General features: G+C 67.3%; 14 protein-coding genes and 1 tRNA gene. 5 read left to right on the top strand and 10 right to left on the bottom strand.

Features of this window, described 5'->3' with window-relative positions:
- Positions 1 to 18: 18 nt before the first annotated feature.
- Together J2X57_RS09640 and J2X57_RS09645 are read right to left on the bottom strand one after the other, a co-directional pair.
- Complete coding sequence (locus J2X57_RS09640) at positions 19 to 549, bottom strand: tail fiber protein (RefSeq protein WP_309866340.1); 531 nt, start codon at positions 547 to 549, stop codon at positions 19 to 21.
- Positions 550 to 570: 21 nt separating this feature from the next.
- Complete coding sequence (locus tag J2X57_RS09645; RefSeq protein WP_309866343.1) at positions 571 to 1,101, bottom strand: tail fiber protein; 531 nt, start codon at positions 1,099 to 1,101, stop codon at positions 571 to 573.
- A 189-nt stretch (positions 1,102 to 1,290) separates the two neighbouring features.
- On the opposite strand from J2X57_RS09645, the gene J2X57_RS09650 reads away from it, so the two are divergent.
- Positions 1,291 to 5,742 carry a putative Ig domain-containing protein gene (locus J2X57_RS09650; protein ID WP_309866346.1) on the top strand — a complete coding sequence of 1,484 codons (4,452 nt, stop codon included), beginning with the start codon at positions 1,291 to 1,293 and terminating at the stop codon, positions 5,740 to 5,742.
- 82 nt (positions 5,743 to 5,824) lie between these two features.
- Complete coding sequence (locus tag J2X57_RS09655) at positions 5,825 to 6,289, top strand: DUF1456 family protein (protein WP_043692352.1); 465 nt, start codon at positions 5,825 to 5,827, stop codon at positions 6,287 to 6,289.
- A 24-nt stretch (positions 6,290 to 6,313) separates the two neighbouring features.
- On the opposite strand, the gene J2X57_RS09660 is transcribed toward J2X57_RS09655, so the two are convergent.
- The 4 genes from J2X57_RS09660 to J2X57_RS09675 form a co-directional block, all read right to left on the bottom strand.
- A complete protein-coding gene (locus J2X57_RS09660) occupies positions 6,314 to 6,634 on the bottom strand; it encodes a hypothetical protein (protein WP_036115867.1) in 321 nt (106 codons plus the stop codon).
- Between the two features lie 42 nt (positions 6,635 to 6,676).
- Positions 6,677 to 8,098: a tryptophan--tRNA ligase gene (locus J2X57_RS09665; RefSeq protein WP_309866353.1), complete on the bottom strand. Its 1,422-nt coding sequence runs from the start codon at positions 8,096 to 8,098 to the stop codon at positions 6,677 to 6,679.
- A gap of 90 nt (positions 8,099 to 8,188) precedes the next feature.
- Positions 8,189 to 9,109: an arginase gene (gene rocF / locus J2X57_RS09670; RefSeq protein ID WP_309866356.1), complete on the bottom strand. Its 921-nt coding sequence runs from the start codon at positions 9,107 to 9,109 to the stop codon at positions 8,189 to 8,191.
- 93 nt (positions 9,110 to 9,202) lie between these two features.
- The gene (locus tag J2X57_RS09675; protein WP_309866358.1) at positions 9,203 to 10,135 is read right to left on the bottom strand and encodes an AraC family transcriptional regulator; all 933 of its coding nucleotides are present in this window, start codon (positions 10,133 to 10,135) and stop codon (positions 9,203 to 9,205) included.
- Positions 10,136 to 10,271: 136 nt separating this feature from the next.
- On the opposite strand from J2X57_RS09675, the gene J2X57_RS09680 reads away from it, so the two are divergent.
- Positions 10,272 to 11,102, top strand: a complete 831-nt coding sequence (locus J2X57_RS09680) for an oxidoreductase (RefSeq protein WP_309866361.1) — start codon at positions 10,272 to 10,274, stop codon at positions 11,100 to 11,102.
- 8 nt (positions 11,103 to 11,110) lie between these two features.
- Here the strand turns inward: J2X57_RS09680 and J2X57_RS09685 are convergent.
- From J2X57_RS09685 to J2X57_RS09700, 4 genes are all read right to left on the bottom strand, one after another.
- Positions 11,111 to 11,186: transfer RNA gene (locus J2X57_RS09685), tRNA-Thr, on the bottom strand.
- Positions 11,187 to 11,202: 16 nt separating this feature from the next.
- Positions 11,203 to 12,108 (bottom strand): SPOR domain-containing protein, encoded by a 906-nt coding sequence (locus tag J2X57_RS09690; RefSeq protein ID WP_309866364.1) that lies wholly within the window; start codon positions 12,106 to 12,108, stop codon positions 11,203 to 11,205.
- Positions 12,109 to 12,173: 65 nt separating this feature from the next.
- The gene (locus tag J2X57_RS09695) at positions 12,174 to 12,932 is read right to left on the bottom strand and encodes a type III pantothenate kinase (RefSeq protein ID WP_309866367.1); all 759 of its coding nucleotides are present in this window, start codon (positions 12,930 to 12,932) and stop codon (positions 12,174 to 12,176) included.
- On the bottom strand, positions 12,929 to 13,909 hold the full coding sequence (locus J2X57_RS09700; RefSeq protein ID WP_309866370.1) for a biotin--[acetyl-CoA-carboxylase] ligase: 981 nt from the start codon (positions 13,907 to 13,909) through the stop codon (positions 12,929 to 12,931). The genes J2X57_RS09695 and J2X57_RS09700 overlap by 4 nt, the downstream gene beginning before the upstream one ends.
- Positions 13,910 to 14,109: 200 nt before the next feature.
- On the opposite strand from J2X57_RS09700, the gene J2X57_RS09705 reads away from it, so the two are divergent.
- Complete coding sequence (locus J2X57_RS09705) at positions 14,110 to 14,457, top strand: hypothetical protein (protein WP_036115884.1); 348 nt, start codon at positions 14,110 to 14,112, stop codon at positions 14,455 to 14,457.
- A gap of 18 nt (positions 14,458 to 14,475) precedes the next feature.
- A complete protein-coding gene (locus J2X57_RS09710; protein ID WP_309866375.1) occupies positions 14,476 to 15,240 on the top strand; it encodes a zinc-dependent peptidase in 765 nt (254 codons plus the stop codon).
- Position 15,241: the final 1 nt, after the last annotated feature.

The raw sequence follows: 15,241 nt of genomic DNA on the forward strand, positions 1-15,241 counted from the left end.
GTAGTCGCCTGCGAGGGATCAAGGGGGAGTGGGATAGACGCCGACGTATGCGATATAGAACGGTATGCTCAACGTCGGCATGAGGTTGTCGTGCGGCTGCGAGCCGCCCTGGTTGCTCACGGCGGCCGTAGCCAGCGGATAGCCGGTCAGGCCGGCGATACTCGGCGTGTACATCGTGTCCGGTGCGATACCACCCAGCACGGCACTGGAACCGGGCGAAGCACTGGTACCCGTGTCGGTGGTCGCGATGCAGGTGTGGTTGTGCATGGGCAGTTGTGGCGTCGACAAGGTCACCGTTTCGGTGCCGGCCTTCTGGCCCCACACGTAGCTGCCCAGCCCAGGCCCTTGTCCCTGCCCGACCGGCAAGCGGCCGCGCATGTCCGGAAGACCGAACGTGTTGACCCCATCACCGCCATAGGTAGTGCCGAGCAGCACATAGAGCGTCTCGTACTGGTTGATCGCGACCAGGCTGCCGTCGCAGGCGAGCCACCCATCCGGAACACGGCTGAAGCCGAACATGCGAATCTCACCGACATAACACTCGGACATGGTCGATCTCCTGGTTCTGCGTCAGCCGCGTGACGGGAAGATGCCGGTCATGGCGATGTTGAAGCCGACCACGCTGAACGGCTGCAGGTTCGGGTGCGGCTGATCGCCCCCGGCCATCCCGATGGTCGACCCGATCAACGGCGTCGGGTGTGCCGGGTTAGCGTAGAAATTTTCCGCCCCGGAGTTGCCGTACAACGCGTTCGTGGGCAGTTTCACGGTGCCCGCTGCGGTGGTGGCATTCAATGGATGCGTATGGATCGGCATCTGACCCTGCAGGAGGGTGACGGTCTCCAGACCGGCCGCGGCACCCACGGTATACGCCGGCGGTTGCCAGTTGGCGTCGACCGAAGGCCCGGAACCGACCGGTGAACGGCCGCGCAGGTCGGGCAAGCCAAACGTGTTCCGGCCGTCACCACCGTAGTGCACGCCAAGCAGCGAGAACAACGCCTGGTTCTGCTGCACTGGCATCAACTGGCCGTTGCATGCCGCGAAACCCCTGGGTGCGAAGCTGAACCCCGCGAGCATGATCTGCCCGAGGAAATAGTTACTCATCCGATGTCCCCTGCGTTCGGCCGCGTCAGTCGGCGGCTGCGTCCATGGACTGTGGTCGATGGAAAGACTGCAAACAAGTAGTTGGATTCAAGTTCACGTCAACGTTGCCGATTAGACACACTGGTGGGGTCGAACGGCTGCGCATAATGCGCTCGCAGGCGACTGCTTCAGCGGGATTCAGGGGTTCACATGACATCGTTATTCTTCGGCGGCCGCCACGCGGCCGCGCCGGCTCGTGCCCGTTCGCGCATGTCGACCTGGCTGGTTGGCGTGTGCCTGCTCTTGCTGGCAAGCGTCGCCCATGCCTCGAACTGCCCGTCGCAGTCGATCACCGTGGCCTCCGGCGGCACGGTCGTCACGGACTTGAGCAACTGCACGACCAGCGGCATCAATGGTTACCAGTCTCCCCCGCAGCATGGGGTGAACGACAGCCGTAACAACAACTCCACCGGCCTGGTCTACTACACGAACAACGGCGACAGCTCGACCACCGACAGCTTTTCCGTCATCGACGGCGATGACAACTCGGTCATTCCCTTCAGCGTCACCGTGCAGCAGGCGGGTCCGTCCGTCACGACGACCACCCTGCCCGACGCGACGGTAGGCACCGGGTACAGCCAGTCGCTGGCCGCGTCGGGCGGTTCGACGCCGTACACCTGGAGCCTGACCGGCGGTAGCCTGCCCAACGGCGTTACCCTTTCCTCGGCAGGCGTAGTTACTGGCACGCCGACCCAGGCCGGCAGCTTCAACCCGGTGTTCACGGTGACCGACAGCGGCAACCGCACCGCGTCGCGTGCCATCGCTCTCAACGTGTCCGCCCCGACCCTGGCGATTACGCCGGCGACACTGCCTAACCCCGTGATCGGGACGGCCTACAGCCAGACGCTCGGCACGTCCGGCGGTACCGCGCCGTATACCTATTCGATCAGCGGCGGCACGCTGCCGCCCGGCATCAGCGTCTCCAGTACCGGCAACGTGTCCGGCAACGCGACGACGCCCGGCAACTACAGCTTCACCGTGAGCAGCACGGACAGCTCCACGGGCAGCGGCGCGCCTTTCAGCACGACGCGGACCTATGCGGTCACCGTCAGCGCACCCACGATCACGGTCGCTCCGGTCACCTTGCCGAACCCGACGGTCGGTGTGGCCTATTCGCAAACTATCAGCGCTTCGGGCGGCACCGCGCCCTATACCTTCGCGATAACCGCGGGAGCCCTGCCGGCCGGCATGACCCTCGCCGGCGGCGGCGCTCTCAGCGGCACACCGACGGCGGCGGGCACCTTCAATTTCACGGTCACGGCCACCGACAACGGCGGCTTCACCGGCAGCCGCGCCTACACCATCACGGTGGCGGCGCCGACCATCGCGATCGCCCCAGCCAACCTGCCCAACGCGGTGGCCGGCCAGGCTTACTCCAGCACGGTCACCGCCAGTGGCGGAACCGCGCCCTATGCGTTCGCTGTCACGGGCGGCTCCCTGCCCAGCGGTATCACCCTTTCATCGACCGGCGTGCTGTCAGGCACGTCCACGGTGGCCGGCACGTTCAACTTCACGGTCAGCGCCACCGACAGTTCCAGCGGGGCCGGTGCACCGTTCAGCGGCTCGCGTGCGTATTCGCTCACGGTGGGTGCGCCCTCCGTAACCGTCGCACCGGCCACGTTGCCCAACCCGACCGTCGGCGCGGCCTACTCGCAGACCGTGACCGCTTCGGGTGGCACGGCACCCTACACGTTCGCCGTCACGGCCGGTGCCACGCCCTCCGGGCTGAGCCTGAGCGCGGCCGGTGTACTCAGCGGCACGCCAACCGCTGCGGGTACGTTCAACTTCACCGTCACGGCCACCGACGGCAACGGCTTCGATGGCGCGCGCGCCTATACCGTGACGGCCGGCGGACCGACGCTGGTGCTTACCCCGACCAGCCAGCCCACGGGGCACGTCGGCCAGGCCTACACCGCGTCGTACTCGACGACGGGCGGTACCGCGCCTTACCACTACACGGTGACCGGCAACCTGCCGACCGGGCTTTCGCTGGCGGACAACGGCACCCTCAGCGGGACGCCGACGCAGGCGGGCAACTTCCCGGTCGCTATCCACGTCACCGACAGCAGCACGGGTGCGGGCAGCCCGTTTACGGCGACAGTCAACATGACGCTGGCCGTCGATGCGGACCCTCTCGTGCTGACGCCCGCCAGTCCGGCGCTGACGGCCACCTACGGCGTCAGCAACAGCATCACATTTACCAGCAGCGGCGGCTCGGCACCGCGCACCCTGTCACTCACCGGTGCGCTGCCGGCGGGCATGAGTTTCGATCCGGCGTCCGGTGTGCTGTCCGGTACGCCGACCGTGACCGGCAGCTTCCCCTTCACCGTGACGGTGACCGACGGCAGCCTGACGCCAGCGACACTCAGCCGGAACTACACGCTGACCATCGCGGCCGTCACCGTGGTCGTCAGTCCGGCCACGCTGCCGGGCGGTGTCGTGGGCACCGCCTATAGCGGTTCGCTCAGCGCCAGCGGAGGTGCCGCGCCCTACACCTTCGCGGTGAGCACGGGCGCGCTGCCCGAGGGCATCACGCTTTCACCGGCGGGCGCGCTGTCCGGTACGCCGACGCGCAGTGGCGCGGTGAGCTTCACCGTGCGTGCGGCGGATGCGCATGGCATGGCCGGCACGCAGGCGTACTCGGTCACCATCGGCGATGCGGTGCCCGTGGCCGTCGCCGATACGGCCAGCACGGCGGCCAACCAGGCGGTGACGATTCCGGTGACGGCGAACGATACCGGCGTGATCACGTCGGTGGCCGTTGCCGCGGCGCCGACTCACGGCACCGCCGTGGCCGACGGCACGTCGGTGCGCTACACACCGGCGACCGACTTCTTCGGTACCGACACCTTCACCTACACGGCCATCGGTCCGGGCGGTCGCTCCAATGCCGCGACGGTGACGGTCAACGTGCAAGCGGGTGCGCTACCCGTGGTGCCCGACCAGGCGGTGACGGGTGTCGCCGGTCAGGCGATCAACGTCAAAGCGACACAGGGCGCCAGCGGCGGTCCGTTCACCGCGGTGACCCTCGTCACGCCACCGGCGGCGGGAACGGCCACGGTGAACGGCACCACGATCTCCTACACTGCCCCGGCGGATGCCAGCGGTACGCAGCGTTTTACCTATACGCTCACCAACGTGTTCGGCGTCTCGCAGCCCGCTACGGTCACCGTGACGGTGCAGCCGCGACCGGTGGCGGTGGCGCTGACCGCCACGGTCGGTGCCGGCCAGTCCGTGCAGGTGGACCTGACCGGCGCCGCGCGCGGTGGCCCGTTCACCGATGCCGCCGTGGTCTCGCTCTCACCCGCGCAGTCGGGCGCGGCCACCATCGTCAAGACGGCCACGGGCTATCGCCTGGACTTCGCCGCCGCCGCGGCGTTCTCCGGGCAGGCGCAGCTCGTCTACACGCTGTCCAACGCGTATGCCGTCTCGCAGCCGGCCACGGTGACGATCACGGTGACCGCGCGGCCGGATCCGTCACGCGATCCGGAAGTCACCGGCATCCTCGGTGCGCAGGTGGACGCGACGCGTCGCATGGCGACCGGCCAGATCAGCAACTTCCAGCAACGCCTGGAATCGCTGCACGGCGCCGCGTCGTCGCGCTTCAGCAACGGTCTGAGCTTCAGCTCCGGCGGCGGACGCAATGCCGTGCAAAGCGAGCGTCCGGGCAAGGGTGTGGCCGAGTCCATGAACGATCCCGACGCGCCCGCTTTCCTGCAATCCGACGCGCGCCCGGCGCCGACCCAGAGCGGTGGGCAGGCGTCGCCGGACGACGTGTCGTTCTGGACCGGCGGTGCCGTGAACTTCGGCGCGACCGACCGCGGCACGGCGAGCAACGGTGTCGACTTCACCACGTCGGGTGTCAGCGTGGGTGCGGACAAACGCCTCTCCAACGCGCTCACCCTGGGCCTCGGCGTGGGTTACGGCCACGACGCCAGCGACATCGGCAAGATGGGCAGCCGCAGCACCACCACGGCTTACAACATGGCGCTGTACGCGAGCCTTCGGCCGAGCGACAGCACGTATGTCGATACCCTCTTGGGTTACCAGTGGCTGGACTTCGATGCCCGGCGCTATGTCACGGCGGATGGCGGCCGCGTTACCGGCAGCCGCAACGGCAGGCAGGCCTTCGCCTCGGTGGCCTTCGGCTACGAGCACGACGATGGCACCACGCGGCTGACGCCCTACGGGCGACTTGACGTGGCCCGCGCGCAGCTCGACGGCTACACCGAGCGTGGTGATGCCACCTATGCCCTCGATTACCGCGGACAGACGGTGCGCACCTCCACGGGCGCCCTCGGCCTGCGTGCGGAGTTCCGCCTGAAACGCGATTTCGGGACGCTGGTACCGCGTGTGCGCGTGGAGTATCAGCGTGACTTCCAGGGCGCCAGCAACGCGAAGATGTCCTACGCGGACCTGCTGGCCGGGCCGCTTTACCGGGCCAACGTCGGCGATACCGCACGCAACCACACGTTGCTGGGCCTCGGCGTCCAGGCACAGTTCGACAGCGGGCTGACGCTCCGCGCGGAATACCAGGCGTTGTTCGACTCGGGCACGCATGCCAACCAGTCGATCCTGCTGGGCATCGAGAAGGCGTTCTGACCGGCCGCGGATCCACGCATCGTCATGATGCGTGGATTCCGCTTCGGTTCCTGCGGCAGATCCGCCGGTGTACCCTAGGCCGATGCTCAATAACGACACCCTCCGCAGCATCCGCTACATGCTCGACCTCGGCGAGGTCCATGTGGTCGAGATCCTCAAGCTCACCGGCTTCGATGCCACCCGCGAACAGGTCGCTCCCTGGCTGCGCAAGGAAGACGAGCCCGACTTCGTCGAAATGCCGGACATCGCGCTGGCGCACTTTCTCGACGGCCTGATCATTCATCGCCGCGGCCGCGACGAGAGCCAGCCTCCCCGCCCGGTCGAGGCGCGCATCAACAACAACCTCGTGCTGAAGAAGCTGCGCGTCGCCTTCGAACTGAAGGAGGACGACATTCTGGCGCTGATGGCGAACGTGGGTTTCCGCGTGTCGCGCGGCGAGATCAATGCGCTGTTCCGCCAGCCGAAGCACAGCAATTTTCGTCTGTGCGGCGATCAGTTCCTGCGGAATTTTCTCAAAGGCCTGACGGCGCAGGTACGTGGGGCGTGAGAGGGACGCATGGCAGCGAGCGCCTCAGCGCCGCCGCCATACCAGCTGCCGCACGATGAGCGCCACGACCAGCACGGCGACGAACGCTCCGTACGCCCAGAGCGCCGGCACCACCTGCTGCCAGATGGCGCCGCTCTTCGGACCGAACTGATCGGCCGCGGGCAATTGCACCGCGTCGAAGGCGATCAACGCCGACTGGATCGCCGCGGTCACGGCGGCTAGCAACGCCAGCACATCGAAGCTGCGCCGCGTGCCGTTGGTCAGCAGCGACTTCGGATAGCGCCAGTACGCCCAGCCCAGGACGATCAGCCAGGGCGCCAGCAGCATGAGCGCGAGATAGCGCATGCGTCAGGCGCCTTGCCCGATGTCGCCGGGACGGACCATGCCTCAGCCCGCCGCCTTGTTCGCGGCTTTAGCCGCCGCTTCGTCCGCCGTCACGGCGGCAAGCACGTCGAGTGCCGTACGCAGGCGAAGGACAAGGGCGGCGCGAGCCGTCTCATCCGGATACGACTGGCCTTCGGCGACGACCGCGCCGTCGACCAGCAGAACGATACGGTCGCCCTGCGACTCGAGCGCGGCCTGAGCGCCACCCAGCGTAGCGAGCGTCTGGCGCAGCGTCCCCGCGGCTTTGGGATCGGCGAAGGACCGTGACAACAACAGCTCTTCGCCGTCCGCGCCGAACAGGCGGAAACGGAAGCTGCCGTCATCCTCCCGGAAGCTGGCGAAACGCGGCGGCTTCGCTTTCGGCGCGGCGGCCGGCGCAGCCGCAGCGGTGGGCTCGTCAGCCACCTTCCGACGATGCCGCGCGTTACGCAGGCCGACGGCCTCGCGCAGCGTCTCCACCAGCGGACCGGCGATGGCGCGTGCCTTGGCCGCACCGGCAAGAAGGATGTCCTCCATGTCGTCGGGGCGGGCCATCAGGTCTTCATAACGCGCGCGCATCGGCGCGACGTCGGCCTCGACGCGCTCGAACAGCACCGTCTTGGCCTCGCCCCAGCCGATACCGCCGTGCAGGGCTTCTTCGAAGGCCTGCGTCTCCGCCGGTGTGGCGAACGCCTTGAAGATGGTGAACAGCGCGGAGTTGGCGCTGTCCTTCGGCTCGCCCGGCGCACGCGAATCGGTGACGATTTTCATGATCGCCTCGCGCATGCCCTTCGTGCCGCCCTCGAACAGCGGAATGGTGTTGTCGTAGCTCTTGGACATCTTGCGACCATCGAGGCCCGGTAGGGTCGCCACCTGCTCTTCGATGTGCGCCTCGGGCATCACGAAAAACTCGCGCCCGTAGGTATGGTTGAAGCGCTGCGCGATGTCGCGCGCCATTTCGATGTGCTGGATCTGATCGCGGCCGACCGGCACCTTGTTCGCGTTGAACGCGAGGATGTCCGCCGCCATCAGCACGGGGTACATGTAGAGACCCGCGGTGACGCCGGCGTCCGCGTCTTCCTGCTGCTCGATGTTGCGGTCCACGGCGGCCTTATAGGCATGCGCACGGTTGAGCAGACCCTTGCTCGTCACGCAGGTCAGCAGCCACATCAGCTCCGGAACTTCAGGAATATCGGACTGCCGGTAGAACGTGGCGACATCCGGATCCAGACCCGCGGCCAGGAACGACGCGGCAATCTGCAGACGGGACGCCTCGACGCGGTTGGCGTCGTCGCTCTTGATCAAAGCGTGGTAGTCGGCCATGAAGTAGAACGCATCGACGTTCGGATCCTTGCTGGCCAGAACGGCCGGGCGGATCGCACCGACGAAGTTGCCGAGATGCGGCGTGCCAGTGGTGGTGATGCCGGTGAGGACGCGGGTGTGCATAGGAACCTTATGAGCTACAGACGATAACCGTCCGAGTGTAGCCCGCGAGGCGGCCCGGGGGCGACCCGGGCCTGCGACGCGTCGCCGCGATCAGCGCATCAGGGTGGATTTACCGAACAGCGATTCCACCAGGTCCACCGCCAGCTTTGCGGTCTGGTTGCGCTTGTCGAAGGCCGGGTTCAGTTCGACGATGTCCAGAGGGCCTACCCGGCCGGTGTCGGCGATCATTTCCATCACCAGCTGGGCTTCGCGGTAGTTGGGTCCTCCGCGGACCGTCGTTCCTACTCCCGGGGCGATCGACGGATCGAGGAAGTCGACGTCGAAGCTCACGTGCAGATGGGTGTCTTCGTCGACGCCCGACAGGGCCTCTTCCATCGCGGCCTTGATACCGATCTCGTCGATGTAACGCATGTCGTAGATGTCGATGCCCACCTCGTGGACGAAACGCTTTTCGCCCTCGTCCACGGAGCGGATGCCGATCTGGCGGAAGACGTCCGGCGAGGTGGCCGGCACCGTGCCGCCGATATGGGTCAGGACGTCTGGGCCGTAGCCGCACAGGCAGGCCACGGGCATGCCGTGGATGTTGCCGGACGGGGTGATCTGGCTGGTGTTGAAGTCCGCGTGGGCGTCGAGCCAGAGCACGCGAAGCTTCTTGCCCGTGTCACGGCAGTGACGCGCCACGGCGGAAATCGAGCCGATCGCCAGGCAATGGTCACCGCCGAGCATGATCGGCAGGTGCCCCTCGGTGAGCGCGGCATGGATCGCGTCGTGCACCGCGGTGTTCCAGGCCACGACGGCATCGAGGTGGCGATAACCGTCCACCGGGGGCTCCCACGGATTCAGGGGGCCGACCAGATTGCCGCGATCGACGACATGCATGCCGCGCCTGGCCAAGCGCTCGGCCAGACGGGCGACGCGCAGGGCCTCGGGGCCCATGGAGCTGCCGCGGTGGCCGGCGCCGATATCGGTGGGGGCGCCCACGAGGGCAACCGAACGGGTGGTGGGACTCATCGGGATGTACTCAGCATCCGGCAAGTTTACACGGGCCTTTAAAACACCCACGTTGCAGCGCGTCAGGGCATGTGAAGACCGACAGGCCTCCGGTCAGTGCGATGAGACGTAGGGCGACGGCGTCATGGCCACGGGCAGCGCGAAGTTCCGCTTCATGCGCTCGACCTCTTCGACCGGTGGCCTGCCGAACAGGCGCTTGAACTCGCGACTGAACTGCGACGCGCTTTCATAACCTACCGCCGTTGCCGCCGCCGCTGCTGTCGCGTGCTCGCGAAGCATGAGCAGACGTGCCCGATGCAGCCGTGTGGACTGCACGTAGCGCATGGGCGACGTCCCGGTCATCGCGCGGAAGTGGGCATGAAACGTCGGCGCGCTCATGGCCGCTTCGTCAGCCAGTTCATCGACGCTCAGCGCATCGCGGTAGCGGCTGTGGATCATCCGTATCGCTCTCGCCACCATGCCGAACTTGCCGTGCTGTGCCAGCGCGGCGCGCAGCGACCCGCCCTGCGCACCGGACAGTATCCGGTAGTAGATTTCGCGTACAAGCGCCGGGCCCAGAACGTCGGCTTCCGGTGGCCTGGCCAACGCTTCGAGCAGGCGAAGCACGGATACCGCGAGCGCGTCCTCCATCGGCGAGGCGTACAGCCCTCGCGGAGACGCGATGGACGATCCCTGTCGTTCGTCGATCCGCATGCACAGGTCGGCCGCCATCCCGTGATCGAGGCGAAAGTAGATCGCCAGCAACGGCTCGTCGGCGGACGCATCGGTCTCCATCGTGAAGGGCACGGGCACCGAAACCACGAGGTAATGCTCGGCGTCGTAGACGAAGACCTCGTCACCGAGCAGCCCCCGCTTGCGCCCCTGCACCACCACGACGATGCCGGGTTCGTAGAGCACGGGCGTACGACTCAGCGGCCGGTCGGACCGCAGGAGACGCACGTCGGCCAGTGGCGTCAGGGTGTAACCCTCCGCGGGTGCGAGCTCGCGAAGCAGGTCGATCATGCGGCGTCGGAGGTGGGAATCCATGCCGACATGGTCCGCCTTATCGCCTGTCCCGGCAATCGCCACTCATAGGATCAGGCAAGCACGCAATATCCCAGGCCATGGGAGGCAAGGGGGATCGAGCCTAGCATGGGCCCCGTACCTGACCAGGAGACCATTCATGTCCACCAAGACCTTTTTCATCACGGGTGTCAGCAGCGGTTTCGGCGAGGCCCTTGCCCGCGAGGCCCTCGCTGCCGGCCATCGCGTGATCGGCACCGTGCGCAACGACGAGGCGCGCCGCGCGTTCGAAGGGCTCGACGAGACGCGCGCCCACGGCATGCTTCTCGACGTCACCGATATCGACGCGATTCCCGCTGTCGTATCCGACGCGGAAGCGCGCTTCGGACCGGTCGATGTTCTCGTCAACAATGCCGGTTACGGGCACGAAGGGATCTTCGAAGAATCGCCGCTCGATGAGATGCGCCGACAGTTCGAGGTCAACGTGTTCGGTGCCGTGGCGGTCACGCAGGCCTTCGTGCCACGGTTTCGCGAACGTCGCCGCGGCCACATCGTGAACATCACCTCGATGGGCGGCTTCATCACGATGCCGGGCATCGCCTACTACTGCGGCAGCAAGTTCGCTCTGGAAGGCATCAGTGAGGTGCTGGGCAAGGAACTGAGCCCCTTCGGCGTCCATGTCACCGCCGTGGCACCCGGCAGCTTCCGTACCGACTGGGCGGGCCGGTCGATGCAGCGTTCACCGCGCAGCATTCCGGACTACGACGCGACGTTCGATCCGATCAGGCAGGCACGCCAGGAGAAAAGCGGCAAGCAGCTCGGCGATCCCGCAAAGGCGGCGAAGGCGATGCTCGCCCTTGTCGAGTTGCCCGCCCCGCCAGCGCATCTCCTGCTCGGCAGCGATGCATTGGCTCTGGTCCGCGACAAGCTCAAGGCGATGGCGGACGACATGACGAGGTGGGAAACGCTCACGCGCTCGACGGATGGTTGATCATCCGATGGTGCCGACACCCGGATTCGAACTGGGGACCTACCGCTTACAAGGCGGTTGCTCTACCAACTGAGCTATGCCGGCGAAGTCGCGAAGTTTATCAGAAGCAGCCCGTCGGTCGAGCACTCACCGCCGGATTGCGCAGGTTGCGGCGAAGGTCCGCGCCACCGTCGTCGGGGACCACGACGTCCAGCCACCAGACCGGCGTCGTCTCCGTACGCTCACTCATCCGCGCGGGGAACCCGGCGGCAACGACTTCGTCGCGGCGCTTGCGTGCGTTGGCGGGATCATGAAACAGGCCCAGGGCGACCGAGTTCTGCAACTCCCCCTGGGCCGTCACGACGAAATAATCCTTGATGCCCTTCGCTTCGAGCCGACGGGCCTGGGCCAGCGCCAGTTCGCGTGTCGACTGCGAAGGAAGGAAGACGCGCCAGCCGCGGGATTCGCTGGTCGTCTCCTGGCGCTGGCGGCTGCGGACCGTGCGCGGCGCGATGGCCGTACGCGCTGTGCGCAGGTCGACCTGATTGGCGAAGGGACCGATGGCCAGGCATTTGTAGCTGCGGCGGGAACTGGTCGGCGCGTCGGGCTGCGTCGGCGGGGTATCCGCCGCTGCCCTGGGCGCCGTGGGTGCCGGTTTCGCCGCGGCGGCAGCCAGCGCCGCTGTCGCCGAGCTGCCGGAGACCGGCGTCGCGGGGGCTGATATGCCCGGCGTGCTCTTTGCAGCCGTCGCCGGTGGCGCTGGCGCTGCAGCAGCGGCCGGTGCCGGTGCCGGTGCCGGTGCTGGTGCCGCCATGCTGGACGTGGTCGTGCCGGCCGCAACCGGGCGCCCGGCAGCGGTCGCGGGCGCCGTGCTCGCGGCCGCGGGCACTTCGGCCAGCAATTTCAGTCGGGGCACGCCGCTGTCGGTGGGATCCACCGCGTGCTTACCGGTATCGCCCAGCAGCAGCCACGCGGCTACCGCGATATTGAGGGCGATCAGCAAGACGAAGAACAAACGCAGCAGCATGGTGGCCTTGGGCTTACGGTGGGGCCTGCTCGCGTTCCCCTGTAAGAACCGGCGGCGTCCGGATTCTAGGCGATCTTGGCGGTCTCGGTGTGTGCTTTGGCCCAGACGGCCAGACCCCGAAGGACGGTGTCGGGCACGAGCAGCACCTCGCGCTCGAGCAATGGCGCCAGTACAGCCGCATCGCCGCCACCGAGGGTCACCGTGGGGTGGCCGCCAAGCAGGGGTGCCGAACGCTCGACAAAGCGGTCGACCAACGCGGCGCAGGCCTGCCAGCAACCCGAGGCCAGGCCATCGGCGGTGTTATCGGCAAGGTCGCGTATCGCACCTGCGCCACCGGGGCGCACCTGCACGGTCGCGCCCAGTACGGATTGCTGCATCAGCAACGGCCCCGGCGCGATCCATCCGCCGAGGTGCCTGCCATCGGCATCCAGCGCATCGAGCGTCAGGGCCGTGCCGACGCTGGCAAGGACGCAGGGCGAGCGACCCGCCGCATGCGCATCGACGAGGGCGAGGAAGCGATCCACGCCGAGACGATGAGGTTCGGCATACGCATTGGTGACGCCGCAGGCTTGCGCGGGCGTACGGACCCAGACCGGCGAAAGGCCGAACGCCTTCTGCGCCGCCACGGCGACCGCGGTCTCACGGGCGGGATCCACTACCGACGCACCGACGACCCGAACCGGCGCCGGCCAGGACGCCCACAACGTCGCCAGTTCGTGCGCGATATCCGCATCCCAGCCAAAGGCCCCGCGATGACTGAATTCGGCGCCATCGAGCAGAGCGAATTTCAGTCGCGTGTTGCCGAGGTCGAGCAGAAGAATCACGCGCCACTCCTGCGGACGGAGACATCCGCACTATCGACGGTCACGGACTGGCCGTCGGCACGACGCACACGCAAGGCACCGCGCTCGTCGACACCCTCTCCGGTGGCGCTGTACTCGCCGCGAGGATCGATGACGCGCAGTGGCTGGTCGCGCAACAGGTCGTTGGCCGCGTATTCGTCGGCGAAGGCCGCGAAGCCATGTCGCTCGAAGGCAAGCAGCCCCTCCGCAAGCGCGGACACGACCGCCGTGGCGACGCGATTCCGTCCCGGCGGCTGGCCGCCAGTGAGTTCCGCCAGGTCGGTGATCGGTTGTCCCGCACGCTCGTGCAGGGTGTCCGGGAGGCGGATGTTGAGACCGACGCCGATGATCGCCGCGCAGGGACCGGAGTACTCGCCGGACAGCTCCACCAGGATGCCGGCCAGTTTGGCCTGGCCCGCGAGCACATCGTTGGGCCACTTGAGCCCGGCGGTGCGGACGCCGAGGTCGTCCAGCGCGCGGATCAGCATGACACCCACGGCCAGCGAGAGGCCCGACAACGACGCGAACCCCGAGTCGAAACGCTTCAGCACCGACAGGTAGAGATTCATGCCCGGCGGCGAGAGCCAGGTCCGGCCACGCCGCCCGCGCCCTGCCGACTGGGCTTCGGCCATGACGAAAGCCAGGTCGTCCAGCGTAGGAATACGCCGCGCCAGCTCGCTGGACGTGGAGTCGATATCCCAGTGCACCTCGAGCATGCCCACGTGCGACGAAAGCGCAGGCTCGAGCGCCGTGCGGATGCGCTGACCGTCAAGCAGTTCGGTCGCCCACGGAAGCCGGTAGCCGCCGCCCACCTTCGCTTCGACGGGCACGCCTTTCAGACGTAGCGACTCGATCTGTTTCCAGACGGCGGCACGGGTCACACCGGCCTGACGGGCCAGAGTGGCGCCGGACACGGCATCGCCGCCGGCAAGGGCTTCCAGGAGGTCGCGTGCGAGCATGGGCTGCCGTGAGGCCGTCAGGCGGCCGGTGTCAGGGGGAGGGAGAGCCGGGGCATCGGGTAATTCTAGGGCAGCCGCGAGGATTTCGCCCGCATGGCGCCGCAGAGCCCGATGACACACCTCCAGCACTGGCACCGTTTCGAAATATCTGAGAGGATCGGTCGGTCCCCCGGCACGTCCGGGGCCCACGGGGTATACCGATGAACGCCAGACCCTACATCTTCGGATGTCTGTGCCTCGTCGGTGCCATCGGCACCGCCGCCGCTTCCGACGTCAGCGTGACCAACAGCCTGCTTTCGCTGGGCCGGTCGGTGTCGTCGTCGTTCGATGCCGGATCCACCTCGCGCTCCAGTTCCAGCCAGAGCAGCCGCGACAGCGGCAGTGGCGACGTGACCACCGCGAGGCAGGTCAATAACGCGCAGGCCAGCCCGGGTCAGGCGCCCATGCCACCCCCCGTCGAGGCCGACGCCGATATGCATGATGGCTCTTCGAGCGGTCACGGCGCGGGGCCGACCTGGCAGTCCATGCTTCCCGGGTCGATCTTCTAAGAATCCGCCGGCCGTCGTGTGAGCGTTTTCCAGTCGTTGCTCGCGCGTTTTCGCGCCCCCGTCCCGCCCATCGACGACACACTCTGGGCACACGCGCTGACCCGCGTTCCGCTGGCGAACGCGCTGGACGCGCCGCGAGCCCACTACCTGCGCCAACTCGCGGCGTCTTTTCTCCACACCAAGCGATTCCACGCGCTGGGCGACGCCTCGCTGGATGATTTCTGGCGTCTGGCTATCGCCATGCAAGCCAGCCTCCCTGCCCTGCCGCACGGCCCGAAGGTCTTCAAAGGCTGGACCAATATCCTGGTCTACCCCGGCGAATTCAACGTCCGTCGCAGTCACCATGACGCACCCACCGGCGTGATCACCGAGAGCGACGACACGCTGATCGGCGAAGCGTGGGAGCGCGGCCCGATGATCCTTTCGCTGGCTGACGTAGCGCTGGATCTCGAAGCACCGTGGGATGGCGTCAACGTGGTGATCCACGAAATGGCCCATAAGCTGGACATGCTCGCCGGCCCCGCCAATGGCGTGCCGCCGCTACCAGGCGGCATCAACCGGCGCGAATGGATCGGCAGCATGCAACAGGGCTTCGAACGACTGTCGAAGGCGGTGGGTCGTCGACGCAAGACGGCGATCGATCCCTATGCGGCGGAAGCGCCCGAGGAATATTTCGCGGTGACAAGCGAAATGCATTTCTCGCGGCCCGCCTTGCTGCGTGAGGCGGAGCCGGACGTGGCGCGCCTGCTCGATGCCTATTACGGACCATCGCCCGCCGACTGAC

This window comes from Luteibacter sp. 1214 (genome assembly GCF_031455395.1).
GTDB classification, from domain to species: domain Bacteria; phylum Pseudomonadota; class Gammaproteobacteria; order Xanthomonadales; family Rhodanobacteraceae; genus Luteibacter; species Luteibacter mycovicinus.